Source organism: Lysobacter koreensis, from assembly GCF_042677045.1.
GTDB classification, from domain to species: Bacteria; Pseudomonadota; Gammaproteobacteria; order Xanthomonadales; family Xanthomonadaceae; genus Lysobacter_K; species Lysobacter_K koreensis.
Genome location: NZ_JBHTIH010000002.1, coordinates 63,576 through 78,233 on the forward strand (window position 1 = coordinate 63,576; position 14,658 = coordinate 78,233).

Consider the following 14,658-nt stretch of genomic DNA (forward strand, 5'->3'; position numbering starts at 1 on the left):
CTCAGGCCTCGATCCGGCCCAGGCCGGCCACGTACTCGGCATCGCGGCTGTCCGGCTTGGCGAACAGCATCTGGGTGACGCCGATCGAGCGTTCGCGGAAGCCGCCCTCGCAGTACGCCAGGTAGAACTCCCACATGCGGATGAAGCGCTCGTCGAATCCCTGCGCGCGCACCTCCGGCAGGCGCGCGAGGAAGCGTTCGCGCCAAGCCTGCAGCGTGCGCGCGTACGAGCCGCCGAAGTCCTCCAAATGCGTGAGCGCGAGGTCGCAGCTGCGCGCCTTGGCGGCGACGATCGCGGCGATCGAGGGAATGAACGAGCCGGGGAACACGTGGCGCTTGATGAAATCCACCGAGCCCAACGCCTGCGCGTAGCGGTGATCCTCGATGGTGATCGCCTGCACCAGCGCCAAGCCGTCGGGCTTGAGCAAGCCGCCCAACGTGCGGAAGTAGCTGTCGAGCAGCGGCGCGCCGATGGCCTCGATCATCTCGATCGAGACCAGCTTGTCGTACTGGCCGCGCAGGTCGCGGTAGTCCTCCAGCAGCACGCTCACGCGGTCCTGCAGGCCTGCCTGCGCGACGCGTGCGCTGGCCAGCGCGTGCTGCTCGCGGGAAATGGTCGTGGTGGTGACGTGGCAGCCGTGGTGGGCGGCAGCGTGCAGGGCGAACCCGCCCCAGCCGGTGCCGATCTCGATCACGCGGTCGCCCGGGCGCAGGCGCAGCTTCTCGCAGATGCGCCCCAGCTTGCGCGTGGAGGCCTGCTCCAGCGTGTCGTCCGGGTGGGCGAACACCGCCGAGGAGTACATCAGGTCCGGCGATAGGAACAATCCGAAGAACGCGTTGCCCAGGTCGTAGTGCGCGGCGATGTTGCGCCGCGAACCGCCGCGGGTGTTGCGGCGCACTGCATGCAGGCCGCGCATGGCCAGCCCGCCCAGTCGCGCCCAGCCGGTCTCCAGGCCGTCGAGCAGGTCGCGGTTTCGCAGCAGTAGCTGCACCAGACCGACCAGGTCGTCGCAGTGCCAATGGCCGTCCATGTAGGCCTCGGCCGCGCCGACGCTGCCGTTGGCCGCGACTGCCCGGTAGAACCCGGGGTCGCGAACCCGCAGCTGCAGCGGCGGTGCATCGGCATCGGCATCGCCGATCTCGACGCTGCCCTGCGCATCGCTGACACGCAACGGCCGCCCCCGCAGATTGGCCATCTGTGCCAGCAGCCGCTGGCGCAGGAACCGGTCGAGACCGCCATAGGCGGCAGGGGACTGGGAGAGCAAGTCGGCGTTGGAATTCATGCGGGGTCTCGCTGAGGAGCGGGATGGTTGTGGACGGGGATGCGCTTGAGCCACAGCCGCAACGCCTGCCAATGGATCGCGGTGATGACCTGGGTGGTCATCAGCGGGTAGCGCCACAGCACGCGTGCCAGCGAGGCACCGTCGAGTGGCCGGCGCTTGAGCATCACGGTGGCGTCGAACTCGCGCTCCTCGCCGCGCAGCACGTCCATGTGGACGCGCAGGTCATCGCCCGGAGCAGTGAAGCGCCAGCGGTAGCGGCGATCCATCGGCAGGAACGGCGAGACGTGGAAGGCTTTGGCGAAGTCCCACTCCCACACGCGGCCGTGCGTCGTGGCCTGCGCGAGCGGCAGCACGTAGGCGTGCCGCTCGCGCCACGGGGTGTTGGTGATCTCCGCCACGATGCATTCCAGCCCGTGGCCGTTGGCGGCATGGCAGTAGTAGAAGCTGACCGGGTTGAAGACGAAGCCGCCGTAGCGCAGGTGGGTAAGCAGGCGGATCGGCCCGAGCGGCCGCGTGCCGGTCGCCTGATGCACGCGCTGGCGCACCGCTTCCGCCAGCGGCAGCGTCGGTGGGCCGAGGTAATCGCTGCGTCGGAACTCGGCGACGTTGCGCCGATCCTGCGACCACAGCCAGCGTTGCTCGAACACTTGGTCGAGCTCATCGAGGTCGAGGTAGAGCTGCGCCATGCGGTACTCGAACGCATGCGGCCGCGGCCCATGCCGACGGTGGCGCACCGTGCCTTCGTACACGGCACTGGCCAGCGGACGCCCGCGGTGGCTGCCGTCGCCGCTGTCGCTCATGCCGGCGACCATCCGAGCGTGTCCGTCGCCGCTGCGCCGCAGGACGCCGCCGGCGCGCGCGCCCAGCCCACGCCGAGCGCCTGCGCGACCTCCACGGCGCTGCGCATGCCGTCCTCGTGGAAGCCCCAGCCCCAGTAGGCACCGGCGAACCAGGTGCGGCGAACCCCCTGGATCTCCGCCTTGCGCGCCTGCGCGGCGACCGACGCACGCGTATACACGGGGTGCGCGTAGCTGATGCGGCGAAGGACCCGTTCGGGATCAATGGCCTCGCTGCGGTTGAGGGTCACCACCAGCGGTTGCGGCGAGTCGATGCCCTGCAGCAGGTTCATGCAGTAGCTCACCGTGCAGGCGCCCTCGCGATCACGCGGCACGTGCGCGTTCCACGCCGCCCACGCCTTGCGATCGCGCGGCAGCAGGCGCGCATCGGTATGCAGCACCGCCTCGTTGGCCTGGTAGGGCATCGCGCCGAGGATCGTGGACTCGCGCTCGTCGGCGTCGGCCAGCAACTGCAACGCCTGGTCGCTGTGGCAGGCGAGCACGATCTGGTCGAAGCGCTCGCCGCCGGCGTCGGTGAAGACCTCGACACCTTCGGCATCGCGACGCACTCGCCTGACCGGCGTGCCCAGGCGCACCTCAACCTGCCAGCGCTGGGCCATCGCGTCCACGTAGCGCGCCGATCCTCCGGAAACCACGCGCCAGTCCGGGCGCCCGCTCAGCTGCAGCATGTGATGGTTGGCCATGAACTGCACCAGGTAGCGCGCCGGAAATTCGAGGACCTGCCGCGGCGGCGATGACCACAGCGCGGACGCCATCGGCACCAGGTGCTCGTCGCGGAACGCCTCGCCAAACCGGTGCCGGGCCAGGTACTCGCCCAGGCTCGGGCCGGGGTCGTCGCTGTCGAGCAGGCGCGGCGCGATCCGGTAGAACCGCCACAGGTCGCGCAGCAGTCCCCAGAAACGCGGGGACGCCAGGTTGCGACGCTGGCAGAACAGGCCGTCGAGCGAGGTCGCGTTGTACTCCAGCCCGCTGGCTTCGCTGTGGACCGAGAAGCCCATCGTGGTCGGCTGGGTGGCGACGCCGAGTTCGGCGAACAGGCGCGTCAGCAACGGGTAGTGCACCGGGTTGTGCACGATGAAGCCGGTGTCCACGGCGTAGTGCCGGCCCTCGAGCGCGATGTCGTGGGTGTGGGTGTGGCCACCGAGGTAGTCGTGGGCCTCCAGCAGCACCACGTCGTGGCGGCGCGATAGCAGCCAGGCCGAGGCGAGGCCGGCGATGCCGGAGCCCACGATCGCGATGCGCATGTCAGCCCCGCGCCTTCGCCGCGACCCACGCCGGGATCGGCTTGAGCTCGCGCACCAGGCCCAGCAGCGCCATGGCCTTGAGCCCGTACCAGGTCAGGTCGACCTCGTACCAGCGAAATCCCTGCCGCACCGTGCCGGGAAAGAAGTGGTGGTTGTTGTGCCAGCCCTCGCCGAACGTGATCAACGCCAGCCAGACGTTGTTGCGGCTGTCGTCGCGCGTGTCGAAGCGGCGCTTGCCGAAGCGGTGCGCGAAGGAATTGATGGTGACCGTGGCATGGAACAGCACCACGGTCGAAACGAAGAACCCCCAGACCAGCATCTGCCCGCCACTGGTGCCCCACTGCGGCGCCACGCGTTCCAGCAGCGCCCCCAGCCCGTACAAAGCGGCCGCCAGCGCGACCGGAATGGCGGTGTCGTAGCGGTCCAGCCAGCGCAGTTCGGGGTACTGGGCGAGGTCGGGGATGCGTTCCCAGTGCGTCTGGAATCCGCGCGGGGTCAGGAACCAGCCGGCATGGCTCCAGAAGAATCCGAGCAGCGTGGGCGAGTGCGGGTCGAGGGCGGTGTCCGCGTGCCGGTGGTGGTTGCGGTGGTGTGCCGCCCACCACAGCGGCCCGCGCTGCACGCTCGACGCGCCGATCAGCGCGAACACGAACTGCACCCCACGCGAGGTGCGGAACGTGCGATGGGAAAAATACCGGTGGTAGAAGCCGGTCAGCGCGAACATGCGGATCGCGTACAGCGCGACCGCCACCGCGATCGCGACCGGCGACACGCCGACCCAGAACACCGCCAGGCAGGCCAGGTGCAAGGCCACGAACGGCGCCGCCCGCAACCAGTCGATGCGATCGGCCCGTTGCGCGTCCAGCGAGGGCGTCGTTTCGGTGTCGACCCAGCGCCGGGCCGTGCGCAGGGTTCGCGCCCAAGTGCCACGTGGGGCGGGAGAGATCTCGACTCCGCACGGCGGAGTGGGGTGCAACGTCGCATCACCCCGTGGCTGGCTGTCCATGCAGTGATCCGCGGTCAATTCGTATACCGGCTATACGCGGCCGGAGCCCGGACAGATGCAGGGGCGATCCGGCTTCTTCAGTTGTCGAATCTGGTCGCGACGGGCCGCCGATGGCACGCTGGCGCGGGCTCAGCTTTTGCAGGTTCGCTGGAGTGGGATGTTGAGGGCGGACTCCAGTTCGGCGCGATTGGCCGCGCGCACTAGCAGCTTGGGCGGGAACTCGATGCGGACTTCCTGGTGGCGACCCTGGGCGTCGCGAATCGTGCCGAGGCCCTGGAACCGCAGCAGCCAGCGGTCGCGGACCAGGTAATCCAGGTCCGTTTGCGGCGCGGCAAAGCCATACCAGGCATCCAGCTTCATGCGCAGGTGGACCTGTGACTCATGGGGATCGGTAGTGGGCGCGGGCGGTGCAGCGCGTTGGCGGACGCTTACGTCCAGGAAATCCAGGCGGCTTGGCAACAGGAACGCCGCCGCCACCGGTTGCCCACTCGCGAGTGCATTCCATCGCGCGCGGACCAACGCGTCGAAGCCGGCATCGACCACGGAGCTGGTGTTCATTTGGATCGTGCGCTGGCGCGGGGTCGCCTGTGAGCTGTCCTGCCAGTACACCTCGCGTCGGCCGCCCTGGCTGCGAACGCCTTCCCGGTAGCCATCGCGGGCGTCGATGAACTCGAAATCCGGAGCACGGCTGGTCGGCGCTGCGGCCCATACGCGCTTGCGTGCGAACGGCGTCCCGTTCGGGCAGCGGTAGACGACCAGGCGCGCGGATTTGCCGTGGTCGTCGTACAGCCAATGGGTTTCGCGATAGACCAGCGCGCCGTCGCGCTTGCCGTACGCGAGTCCTTCGTATCGCTCCAGGGCGCAGGCCATCGAGGGCCCGAGCAGCAGCAATGCGCCAGCGATCCGCGACACAGTGGCAAGCCGCTGCATTTGCGGCTGCACGATGGTGGAAGTTCGGAAAAGGAAGCGAGGATGCACAGTGTGCCGCCGGAAGAGGTTCCGGCTATTACGCGGCAGCGGTGGGAACGGATGCACCAGCGTCGTCAGTGCTGCGCATGCGGCCGGTCGATTCCCGGGTCGCGCCTGCTACCGCCGCTGCATCCGATACACCACCGTTTCCAGCGCGGTAACGCCTTCGGACACGAATTGCGGCTGCTGCCCCAGGATCTCGCGCCGCTCCAGAACCGCGACCTGCCAGTCGACGCCATACAGGACTCGCACCTCATCCTCGCGTACCGAGAACGGTGGCCCTTCCTTCTCGCGCTGCGGGTACTCCAGCGTGATCAGCAGTCCGCGACAACCCGCCGGCAACCGCGCATACAGCTCGCTGGCGTAGCGCGCCCGCAGCTGCGGCGGCAGTGCGATCAGCGCGGCGCGATCGAACACCGCGCCGCAGCCGGCCAGTGCCGGCCGATCCAGCGCGAACGCATCGCCGCAGATCAGTTCGATTGCGCCAGCCGTGTAGTGGGTGCCGTAGGCCGTGCTGTGGACCTGTGGCTCCAGCGCGTGTTCGGCGAAGAACTGCTCCACCGCCAGCTGCGACAACTCCACCCCGAGCACGCGATAGCCCTGCGCCGCCAACCACAGCAAGTCCAGCGACTTGCCCGCCAGCGGCACGAACACGCGGCTGCCCGCGCGCACGGCCAGCGATGGCCAGTGCTTCTGCAGCAAGGGCGTCACCTTGTCCTGATGGAAGCCGATGCGACCTTCGAGCCAGCGTTGGTGCCAGAAATCGGGGTTCATGGTGATTCGTCGAGCCGCGCACGGACGCGACCCGCTTGCGAGGAACTGCAACGCGCCGCCGCGCGTGATGAGATTCGCCTGTTGCTCGACTTATTCGACATGCAACCCATCCACCTTCTGCCGCGCCGGGACTCAACCCGCTTGCGAGGAACTGCAACGCGCCGCCGCGCGTGATGAGATTTGCCTGTTGCTCGACTTATTCGACATGCAACCCATCCACCTTCTGCCACCCACGCGGCAACAACCCACCCCGCGTCGCCCGGCTGCCGACATACGCGTCCAAGTCCTTGAACGACAAGCTCATCGTGCGCGCGCCCGAGTAGACACTCAGCGTCGCGCCCGGTGCCACCACCGCGACCGCGACCACGTGCTCTGTGCCGAGCTTGGCCTTGGGGATGTCGATCAGCTTGTTGCCCTTGCCCTTGTCCAGCTCGGGCAGTTCGGCGACCGGGAACGCGATCAGGTGCCCGGCGCTGGTGACCACCACCACCCGGTCGGTTTCGACACTGCCGACCGCGGCGGGCGCGATCACCTTCGCGTTCGGGGTCAGCGACAGCATCGCCTTGCCGGCCTTGTTGCGGCCGGTGAGGTTCTCGAAACGGGTGACGAAGCCGTAGCCGTGGCTCGACATCAGCACGAAACGGCTGTCGTTGTCGCCGCTGGCGAGCGCCTGGAACGACGCGCCCGGCGCCAGCGAAAAACGCCCGGTCAGCGGCTCGCCGTTGCCGCGCGCCGACGGCAGGCCGTGCACGATGGTCGAGTAGCTGCGCCCGGTGGAGTCCAGGAACGCGACCTGCTGGGTGCTGCGCGCCTTCGCCGATCCGAGCAGGCCGTCGCCGTCGCGGTAGCTGAGAGTGGCCGCGTCGATGTCGTGGCCCTTGGCCGCACGCACCCAGCCCTTCTGGCTCAGCACCACGGTCATCGGCTCGCTGGGCACCAGTTCGGTCTCGCTCAACGCCTGCGCCGCGCCGCGGGCGACCAGCGGCGAGCGGCGCGGGTCGCCGAACTTCTTGGCGTCGGCCAGCAGTTCGTCCTTGACCAGTTTCTTGAGCTTGGCCTTGCTGGCCAGCGTGGCGATGATCTTCTCGCGCTCGGCGGCCAGGTCGGCTTGTTCGCCGCGGATCTTCATTTCCTCCAGCCGCGCCAGCTGGCGCAGCTTGGTCTCGAGGATGTAGTCGGTCTGCTCCTCGCCCAGCGCGAACCGCGCCATCAGCACCGGCTTGGGCTCGTCCTCGCTGCGGATGATGCGGATCACCTCATCCAGGTTGAGGAACGCGACCAGCAGGCCTTCGAGCAAGTGCAGGCGGCGATCGACGCGCTCGAGGCGGTGATTGAGGCGCCGGGTCACGGTGTCGGTGCGGAACGCCAGCCACTCGCTCAGGAACGCCTTCAGGCCCTTGACCTGCGGACGGCCATCGAGGCCGATCACGTTCATGTTGACCCGGTAGCTCTTCTCCAGGTCGGTCGTCGCGAACAGGTGACCCATCAGCTGCTCGGCATCGACCCGGTTGCTGCGCGGCACCAGCACGATCCGGGTCGGGTTGGCGTGGTCGGACTCGTCGCGCAGGTCCTCCAGCCACGGCAACTTCTTGGCGCGCATCTGCTGCGCGATCTGCTCGATGATCTTGCCCGGCGAGGCCTGGTAGGGCAGCGCGGTGATGACGAAGTTCTGCGCTTCCTTCACCCACACCGCGCGCGCACGGATGCTGCCCAGGCCGGTCTCGTACATGGCCAGCAGGTCGGCCGCGGGGGTGATGATCTCCGCCGCAGTCGGGTAGTCCGGTCCGCGCACGTGCTCGCACAGGTCGCGGGTGCTCGCGTCAGGGTCGTCGAGCAGGCGCACGCAGGCGCTGACGATCTCGTTGAGGTTGTGCGGCGGCACGTCGGTGGCCATGCCCACCGCGATGCCGGTGGTGCCGTTGAGCAGCAGGTGCGGCAGTCGCGCCGGCATCCAGGTCGGTTCTTCGAGGGTGCCGTCGAAGTTCGGGTCCCAGTCCACGGTGCCCTGGCCGAGTTCGCCCAGCAGCACCTCGGCGATCGGAGTCAGCTTGGATTCGGTATAGCGCATCGCCGCGAACGACTTGGGGTCGTCGGACGAGCCGAAGTTGCCCTGGCCCTCGACCAGCGGGTAGCGGTACGAGAACGGCTGCGCCATCAGCACCATCGCCTCGTAGCAGGCGCTGTCGCCGTGCGGGTGGTACTTGCCGATTACGTCGCCGATCGTGCGCGCGGACTTCTTCGGCTTGGCGCCGGCGGCCAGGCCCAGCTCGCTCATCGCGTAGATGATGCGGCGCTGCACCGGCTTGAGGCCGTCGCCGAGGAACGGCAGCGCGCGATCGAGCACCACGTACATCGAGTAGTCGAGGTAGGCGCGTTCGGCGTACTCGCGCAGCGGGATCTGTTCGAAACCGTGGAAAACCGGGCGGACGGGTTCAGTCATGGGGCGGTGCGGCTCGGAGGATTGCGTCGGGCCGATTCTACCGGGGCGCTCGGCCCGGTTTCCTGCGATCACGACGCTGCCGCCCGGCATTGCCGCCGTCTCGCGCGTCGAATCGCATCCACGGCGGCCGCCGCGCCGTATAGGTGACATCGGATCGGCATAGGGGTCACGGCCATTTTCCACTCCCATCTGCCGGAGCAGACCGCGTCCGCCAGGCCGCGTTGGGCGCGGTCGGGACAGCGTTGGCTGGTCCGCCGCAGCCTCCGCGCTCCCCCCGCTCGACACACGGCACCCAACCCATGCCTACAATCGGCGGGTGCGCGATTCAACGACGGGGCAGGGATGAGCGAGACCATTCACGATCACGGTGCCGCCGAGACACTGGCCAGAACCCTGGGTGCGATTGCCAATGGCGATCGCGCCGCGTTCGAGCAGTTGTACCGGGCGACCTCGTCGAAGTTGTTCGGGGTCTGCCTGCGCGTGCTGCCCGACCGCGACGAGGCCCAGGACGTGCTGCAGGAGGCCTATGCCACGGTCTGGAGCAAGGCCGCGCAGTTCGACGCCAGCCGCGCCAGTGCGATCACCTGGCTGGCGATGATCGCGCGCAACAAGGCCATCGACCGCATCCGCGCCACCCCGGCGCGCAACCGCAGCGCGCCGCTGGAATGGGCCGACGAAGTCGCCGATAGCGCGCCCTCGCCGCTGGCCGCCACCGAACACGCTACCGACAACGCGCGCCTGGGAGCCTGCATGGAGCAGCTCGACCCGCGCCGGCGTTCGCTGATCCGGGTCGCATTCTTCGAAGGTGCCACTTACGAGGAACTCGCGGCGCGGGTCGGTTCGCCGCTGGGTTCGGTCAAGAGCTGGATCCGGCGCGGCCTGCTGCAGCTGCGCGCGTGCCTTGAGCAATGAACATGAGCGACGAACAATTCCAGCACGAGCCGCCCAGCGACGACCTGCTGGCCGCCGAGTACGTGGTCGGCGTGCTCGATGCCGCCGCGCGCCGCGCCGCGCAGGCACGCATCGATGGCGAGCCGGCGTTCGCCGCGCTGGTCCTCGCCTGGGAGCAGCGCTTCGCCGCGCTGCTCGACGGGATCGACCCGGTCACCGTGCCCGAACAGGTCTGGCTGCGGTTGCGTGCGCGCCTGGGCTGGTCGCCGGTCGAAGGCGGCAAGCGTGGCGCGTGGCAGAGCGTCGGCTTCTGGCGCGCGGCGACCGCGGTGGCTGCGGCTGCCGCGATCGGTGCGGTGGTCATCGGCCGCATTCCGCAGGCGCCAGTGCCGGCACCGCAGCCGCCGCAGGTGGTGGTGCAACCCGCGCCCACGCCCGCACCGGAAGAAGCCGCCGCCAAGCCGGTTACCACGCTCGCCCACGACGACGGCACGCCGGGCTGGCTGGCGTCGATCGACCTCGCGCGCGGCAGCGTGCTGATGGTGCCGGTACCGGCCGCGGCCGACGCCCAAGGGCGCGTGCCCGAGCTGTGGTTGATCCCGGCCGGCGAAGCGCCGCGCTCGCTCGGTCTGGTCTCGATCGACAAGGCGCACAGCGTGTCGGTGCCGGCCGACATCCGTCGCGCATTGGCGGTGGGATCGACGCTGGCGATCACTTTGGAACCGCAGGGCGGCGCGCCGCAGGGCGTGCCGACCGGGCCGATCATCGCCAAGGGCGGCATCCAGATCATCTGATCGCAAGGCCGCGGCGCGCATGCGTTCGGGGCGGGAAAAAGAGCGTGGCGACGTGTTGACATCCACCACGCCGCAACGCAACATACGCGCCCCGCACAGCCCAATCGTGCGGGTTTGCCCGGGTGGCGGAATTGGTAGACGCACTAGCTTCAGGTGCTAGCGGGGGCAACTCCGTGGAGGTTCGAGTCCTCTCCCGGGCACCAACATCGTCCGACGACTACCGCGTCGGACACACAACGAACCTCGCCTCGGCGGGGTTTTTTGTTGGGCGATCCACCGCGGCGCATAAGCGGCGGCATGCCATGCGCGACATGGCCCCCTTGCCTGGGTCGCGACTTTGGGGCGCGGGGGCTGGCGGCCAATGTGTTCACGTCATGTCGAAATTTCTCGCGGCACACTGCGTGCCAGACAAGGAAGCTGGAGACGCCATGTCCGACCGCGAACGACGCAGCAAGACCGATGAGGAAAGCGCCGCCGATCTGAGGGCCGGGCTCACCCACGAGCAACTGAACGCCCTGCACACCCTGGAGCACTTCGGCTGGACCTTGCGGTTCGTGCGGCGGCCACTGTTCCTGGATCCGATCCCGGTGGTGTTCTTTCGCGACGGCACGCGCTTCGCGGTGCTCGAGGCGGACGGCACGGCCAACGAGAATCCCGGCTTCAAGATTCGTCCTTGAGTGCCCGCGTCGACACGGGCCTTTGACGACCGGGGTGTAACATCCGGCCGATGACAAAACCCCCCAGCAAGCGCGGTTCCGGCCGCGGCAGCAAGACCCCCGGCAAAGCCGGCCCCGCCAAGACCAGCGCCGCGCGCGGCGACCAATCCGGCAAGCCGTCCAGCGGCCCCGGTGGCAAGCGTTCCGGCGGCCCGGCTGGCAAGCGCCCCGGATGGATGCCCGAACCGCCGCCGCGCGGATTCAAACCAGCGCACCCCACATCACCGCGTGCCCGGCCGCTGCAGCCGATGCCCGCCGCCGGCGCGCATCCGCCCGGGCACGACCCCTATGCCGACCGCGAGGCACGGCGCTACGAGCAGCCCATCGCCAGCCGCGAAATGATCGTGCAACTGCTGGCCGCCGCCGATGGCCCGATGGCGATCGAGGAACTGGCGCAGAAGCTCGCGCTGATCGAACCCGACCGCTTCGATGCCCTGACCAACCGCCTGCGCGCGATGGTCCGCGACGGCCAGTTGCTGCAGAACCGCAAGGGCGCGTTCGCACCGGCCGAGCGCATGGACTTGATCCCGGGCGTGGTGATCGCCAACCCGGACGGCTTCGGCTTCCTGCGCCCGGAGGCCGGCGGTGGCGACGACCTGTTCCTGTCGCCGTTCGAGATGCGCAAGGTCATGCACGGCGACCGCGTACTCGCCTGCGTCACCGGCATGGACCGCCGCGGCCGCCGCGAAGGCGCGATCGTCGAGGTGCTGGAACGCCGGCTCAATCGCCTGATCGGCCGCTACACGGTGGAGGCCGGGATCGGTTTCGTGGTCCCCGACGACCGCCGCATCCAGCGCAACGTGCTGATCCCGCCGGAGTCGCGCGGCGACGCGCAGCACGGCCAGCTGGTGGTCGCCGAACTGGTGCAGGCGCCGGATGCGCAGCGCCCGCCGATCGGCCGCGTGCTGACCGTGCTGGGCGACAAGCTGACCGCGTCGCTGGCGGTGCAGGCGGCGATCCACGGCCACGAGATCCCGCACGAGTTCTCCCCGGAAGTATTGGCCGAAGCCGCCGCGGTGCCGATCACCGTCGATGCCGCCACCGCGGCGACACGCGTCGACCTGCGCGCATTGCCGCTGGTCACCATCGACGGCGAGGACGCCAAGGACTTCGACGACGCGGTCTACTGCGAGCCCAACCGCGACGGCTTCCGGCTGGTGGTCGCGATCGCCGACGTCTCGGCATACGTCAAGCCCGGCACGCCGCTGGACGTCGAAGCCACGCGGCGCGCGACCTCGGTGTACTTCCCCGGTTTCGTGGTGCCGATGCTGCCGGAGACCTTGTCGAATGGCATTTGCTCGCTCAAGCCCAAGGTCGACCGCCTGTGCTTCGTCTGCGACATGCAGATCGACCGCAAGGGCGAGGTCACCCGGTCGAAGTTCTACGAGGCGGTGATGAACTCGCACGCGCGCCTGACCTACACCCAGGTCTGGCACGCGGTGATGCCGATCCCGGCGGAAGGCGACGCGGTGCTGCAGGAACAGCACGACGAGGCGATCGCGCAGATCGGCTCGCTGCTGCCGCATATCCAGCGCCTCCACCAGCTGTTCGCGATCCTGTCGAAGGCACGCGAGCACCGTGGCGCGATCGAGTTCGAGTCCAGCGAGGTGCGGTTCGTGCTCGGCACGCAGGGCGAGGTGGTGCAGGCCGGCATGCTGCAGCGCAACGACGCGCACAAGCTGATCGAGGAATGCATGATCGCGGCGAACGTGGAGGCGGCGAAGTTCCTGCTCGCAACCCAGGTGCCGGCGCCTTACCGCGTCCACGACCGGCCGCCGGAGTCCAAGTACGCCGACCTGCAGGAGTTCCTCAAGGAATTCAAGCTGAAGATGCCGGCGTGGGCGCAGGTGCACCCGCGCGATTTCACCCAGTTACTGAAGAAGGTGCGCGAGCGCGCCGACGCGGCCCTGATCGAATCGGTATTGCTGCGCAGCCAGAGCCTGGCGGTATACCAGCCCGACAACCTCGGCCACTTCGGCCTGGCGCTGGAGGCGTACGCGCACTTTACCTCGCCGATCCGGCGCTACCCCGACCTGCTGGTGCACCGCGCGATCAAGCACGTGCTCAGCGGCGCCAAGGCCGACGACTACCCGTACTCGCCGCGCGAGATGACGGCGCTGTCGCTGCAAAGTTCCGAGCGCTCGCGCCGCGCCGACGAGGCCGCGCGCGAGGTCGACGAGCGCTACCGTGCGGCGTGGATGGAGCAGCATGTCGGCGGGCAGTTCGAAGGCACGATCAGCGGCGTGACCAGCTTCGGTCTGTTCATCGAGCTCGACGACTCCAAGGTCAACGGCCTGGTGCACGTGACCCAGCTGCCGAACGACTTCTACCACTTCGACCCGATCCGCAAGACCCTGACCGGCGAGCGCACCGGCCGCGAGTTCCGGCTCGGCGACCGGCTCAGCATCATCGTGCTCAAGGCCAGCGTCGAGGACCGCAAGATCGACTTCCGTCTGGTCGAGGAGCCGGGCGTCAAGCCGCTGCCGGCGCGCGGGCAGCCGGCGAAGCGGACCAAGGCGAAGTACTAAGCAACCGCAGTCGTAGGGCGGGTTTTCAACCCGCCGCACGGTCCGCCGCATCGCCAGCAGCGGCGGGTTGAAAGCCCGCCCTACGCCCGAAGGAGATTCCCTTGGGGGCGCCCGAACGAAGTCCCCTTAGGGGACAATGGCGGCCCTTCTCGATCGCGGTGTGCGCTCCGGCCCACCCCGACGCCAGCAGCGGCGGCTCCAACCCGCCCACGGAAACCCCATGAGCCAGAAACAATGGATCGCCGGCATCAACGCGGTGGCGGCAGCGCTGGAACACGACGCCGCCAACGTGCGCGAGGTGCTGATCGAGGCCGGCGCCAAGAACCCGCGCCTGACCGAGATCGAGGCCAACGCGCGCCGCCTCGACATCGACGTGCGCCGGGTCAACACCCAGGCGCTCGACGGCGTCGTCGGAGGCCTGCGCCACCAGGGCGTGGTCGCGCGCTACGCCGCGGTCAAGACCTGGAACGAGAACGAGCTGGAGGACCTGGTCGCCGCCGCCGACGGCCGCGCGCTGCTGCTGATCCTCGACGGCGTGCAGGACCCGCACAACCTCGGCGCCTGCCTGCGCAGCGCGGCGGCCGCCGGCGCGACCGCGGTGCTGATCCCCAAGGACAAGTCGGTACAGGTCAATGCGACCGTGCGCAAGACCTCGGCCGGTGCCGCCGACAGCATCCCGGTGGTGTCGGTCACCAACCTGGCGCGCGCGATGCGCGACCTGCAGCAGCTGGGCGTGTGGCTGTACGGCCTGGCCGGCGAAGCCGAGGCATCGATCTATTCGATCGACCTGCGCGGCAACGTCGCGCTGGTGCTCGGCGGCGAGGGCGATGGCCTGCGCCGGTTGACGCGCGAGAACTGCGACCAGCTGGTCAAGATCCCGATGCCGGGCGGCAGCGAGGTCGAGAGCCTCAACGTGTCGGTGGCGAGCGGCGTGACCTTGTTCGAGGCGGTTCGGCAGCGGGGCGTCGCTGCGACGTAGTCGTCCAGCTTTCCTTCTCCCATTGGGAGAAGGTGCCCGAAGGGCGGATGAGGGTTCGGCGAAGCAGCAGAGGGTGAGCCTGCTTGGAATCACGTCAGCCTGATCGCTCGTACATGTGGGTAGCGCCATTGAGGTTCAGCGCCCACAGCTCCGCCGAACCCTCACCCCAACCCCTTTC

Annotated in this window: 12 protein-coding genes and 1 tRNA gene; 6 read left to right on the plus strand and 7 right to left on the minus strand. The window is 69.0% G+C overall.

Annotated elements, in window-relative coordinates; all coding sequences use genetic code 11:
• Nucleotide 1: 1 nt before the first annotated feature.
• The 7 genes from ACFQZQ_RS00525 to parC all read right to left on the minus strand — a co-directional run bounded on the left by ACFQZQ_RS00525 (nt 2) and on the right by parC (nt 8,572).
• Nucleotides 2-1,282, minus strand: a complete 1,281-nt coding sequence (locus ACFQZQ_RS00525; RefSeq protein WP_386810741.1) for a class I SAM-dependent methyltransferase — start codon at nt 1,280-1,282, stop codon at nt 2-4.
• On the minus strand, nt 1,279-2,082 hold the full coding sequence (locus ACFQZQ_RS00530) for a DUF1365 domain-containing protein (protein WP_386810742.1): 804 nt from the start codon (nt 2,080-2,082) through the stop codon (nt 1,279-1,281). Before ACFQZQ_RS00530 ends, ACFQZQ_RS00525 begins: the two co-directional genes overlap by 4 nt.
• On the minus strand, nt 2,079-3,383 hold the full coding sequence (locus ACFQZQ_RS00535) for an NAD(P)/FAD-dependent oxidoreductase (RefSeq protein WP_386810743.1): 1,305 nt from the start codon (nt 3,381-3,383) through the stop codon (nt 2,079-2,081). The genes ACFQZQ_RS00530 and ACFQZQ_RS00535 overlap by 4 nt, the downstream gene beginning before the upstream one ends.
• A 1-nt stretch (nt 3,384) precedes the next feature.
• The gene (locus ACFQZQ_RS00540; protein ID WP_386811617.1) at nt 3,385-4,293 is read right to left on the minus strand and encodes an acyl-CoA desaturase; all 909 of its coding nucleotides are present in this window, start codon (nt 4,291-4,293) and stop codon (nt 3,385-3,387) included.
• A 225-nt stretch (nt 4,294-4,518) separates the two neighbouring features.
• Nucleotides 4,519-5,424, minus strand: coding sequence for a hypothetical protein (locus ACFQZQ_RS00545; RefSeq protein WP_386810744.1), 906 nt, complete (start codon nt 5,422-5,424; stop codon nt 4,519-4,521).
• A gap of 51 nt (nt 5,425-5,475) precedes the next feature.
• Nucleotides 5,476-6,132: a thiopurine S-methyltransferase gene (locus ACFQZQ_RS00550; RefSeq protein WP_386810745.1), complete on the minus strand. Its 657-nt coding sequence runs from the start codon at nt 6,130-6,132 to the stop codon at nt 5,476-5,478.
• 196 nt (nt 6,133-6,328) lie between these two features.
• The gene (parC, locus tag ACFQZQ_RS00555) at nt 6,329-8,572 is read right to left on the minus strand and encodes a DNA topoisomerase IV subunit A (RefSeq protein ID WP_386810746.1); all 2,244 of its coding nucleotides are present in this window, start codon (nt 8,570-8,572) and stop codon (nt 6,329-6,331) included.
• Nucleotides 8,573-8,914: 342 nt separating this feature from the next.
• Here parC and ACFQZQ_RS00560 point away from each other — a divergent pair, with 342 nt between their 5' ends.
• The 6 genes from ACFQZQ_RS00560 (at nt 8,915) to rlmB (ending at nt 14,480) form a co-directional block, all read left to right on the plus strand.
• Nucleotides 8,915-9,484 carry a sigma-70 family RNA polymerase sigma factor gene (locus ACFQZQ_RS00560; protein WP_386810747.1) on the plus strand — a complete coding sequence of 190 codons (570 nt, stop codon included), beginning with the start codon at nt 8,915-8,917 and terminating at the stop codon, nt 9,482-9,484.
• A 2-nt stretch (nt 9,485-9,486) separates the two neighbouring features.
• Nucleotides 9,487-10,257 (plus strand): anti-sigma factor, encoded by a 771-nt coding sequence (locus ACFQZQ_RS00565; RefSeq protein WP_386810748.1) that lies wholly within the window; start codon nt 9,487-9,489, stop codon nt 10,255-10,257.
• 116 nt (nt 10,258-10,373) lie between these two features.
• Nucleotides 10,374-10,460: transfer RNA gene (locus ACFQZQ_RS00570), tRNA-Leu, on the plus strand.
• Between the two features lie 225 nt (nt 10,461-10,685).
• Complete coding sequence (locus ACFQZQ_RS00575; RefSeq protein ID WP_386810749.1) at nt 10,686-10,934, plus strand: hypothetical protein; 249 nt, start codon at nt 10,686-10,688, stop codon at nt 10,932-10,934.
• A 50-nt stretch (nt 10,935-10,984) separates the two neighbouring features.
• Nucleotides 10,985-13,501, plus strand: a complete 2,517-nt coding sequence (gene rnr, locus ACFQZQ_RS00580) for a ribonuclease R (RefSeq protein ID WP_386810750.1) — start codon at nt 10,985-10,987, stop codon at nt 13,499-13,501.
• 220 nt (nt 13,502-13,721) lie between these two features.
• On the plus strand, nt 13,722-14,480 hold the full coding sequence (gene rlmB, locus ACFQZQ_RS00585) for a 23S rRNA (guanosine(2251)-2'-O)-methyltransferase RlmB (protein ID WP_386810751.1): 759 nt from the start codon (nt 13,722-13,724) through the stop codon (nt 14,478-14,480).
• The last annotated feature ends 178 nt before the right edge of the window (nt 14,481-14,658 follow it).

Coding starts and splice junctions, on each gene's coding strand:
- ACFQZQ_RS00525 (WP_386810741.1), bottom strand. CDS start 1,282: ATGAATTCCAACGCCGACTTGCTCTCCCAGTCCCCTGCCGCCTATGGC.
- ACFQZQ_RS00530 (WP_386810742.1), bottom strand. CDS start 2,082: ATGAGCGACAGCGGCGACGGCAGCCACCGCGGGCGTCCGCTGGCCAGT.
- ACFQZQ_RS00535 (WP_386810743.1), bottom strand. CDS start 3,383: ATGCGCATCGCGATCGTGGGCTCCGGCATCGCCGGCCTCGCCTCGGCC.
- ACFQZQ_RS00550 (WP_386810745.1), bottom strand. CDS start 6,132: ATGAACCCCGATTTCTGGCACCAACGCTGGCTCGAAGGTCGCATCGGC.
- parC (WP_386810746.1), bottom strand. CDS start 8,572: ATGACTGAACCCGTCCGCCCGGTTTTCCACGGTTTCGAACAGATCCCG.
- ACFQZQ_RS00560 (WP_386810747.1), top strand. CDS start 8,915: ATGAGCGAGACCATTCACGATCACGGTGCCGCCGAGACACTGGCCAGA.
- ACFQZQ_RS00565 (WP_386810748.1), top strand. CDS start 9,487: ATGAGCGACGAACAATTCCAGCACGAGCCGCCCAGCGACGACCTGCTG.
- ACFQZQ_RS00575 (WP_386810749.1), top strand. CDS start 10,686: ATGTCCGACCGCGAACGACGCAGCAAGACCGATGAGGAAAGCGCCGCC.
- rnr (WP_386810750.1), top strand. CDS start 10,985: ATGACAAAACCCCCCAGCAAGCGCGGTTCCGGCCGCGGCAGCAAGACC.
- rlmB (WP_386810751.1), top strand. CDS start 13,722: ATGAGCCAGAAACAATGGATCGCCGGCATCAACGCGGTGGCGGCAGCG.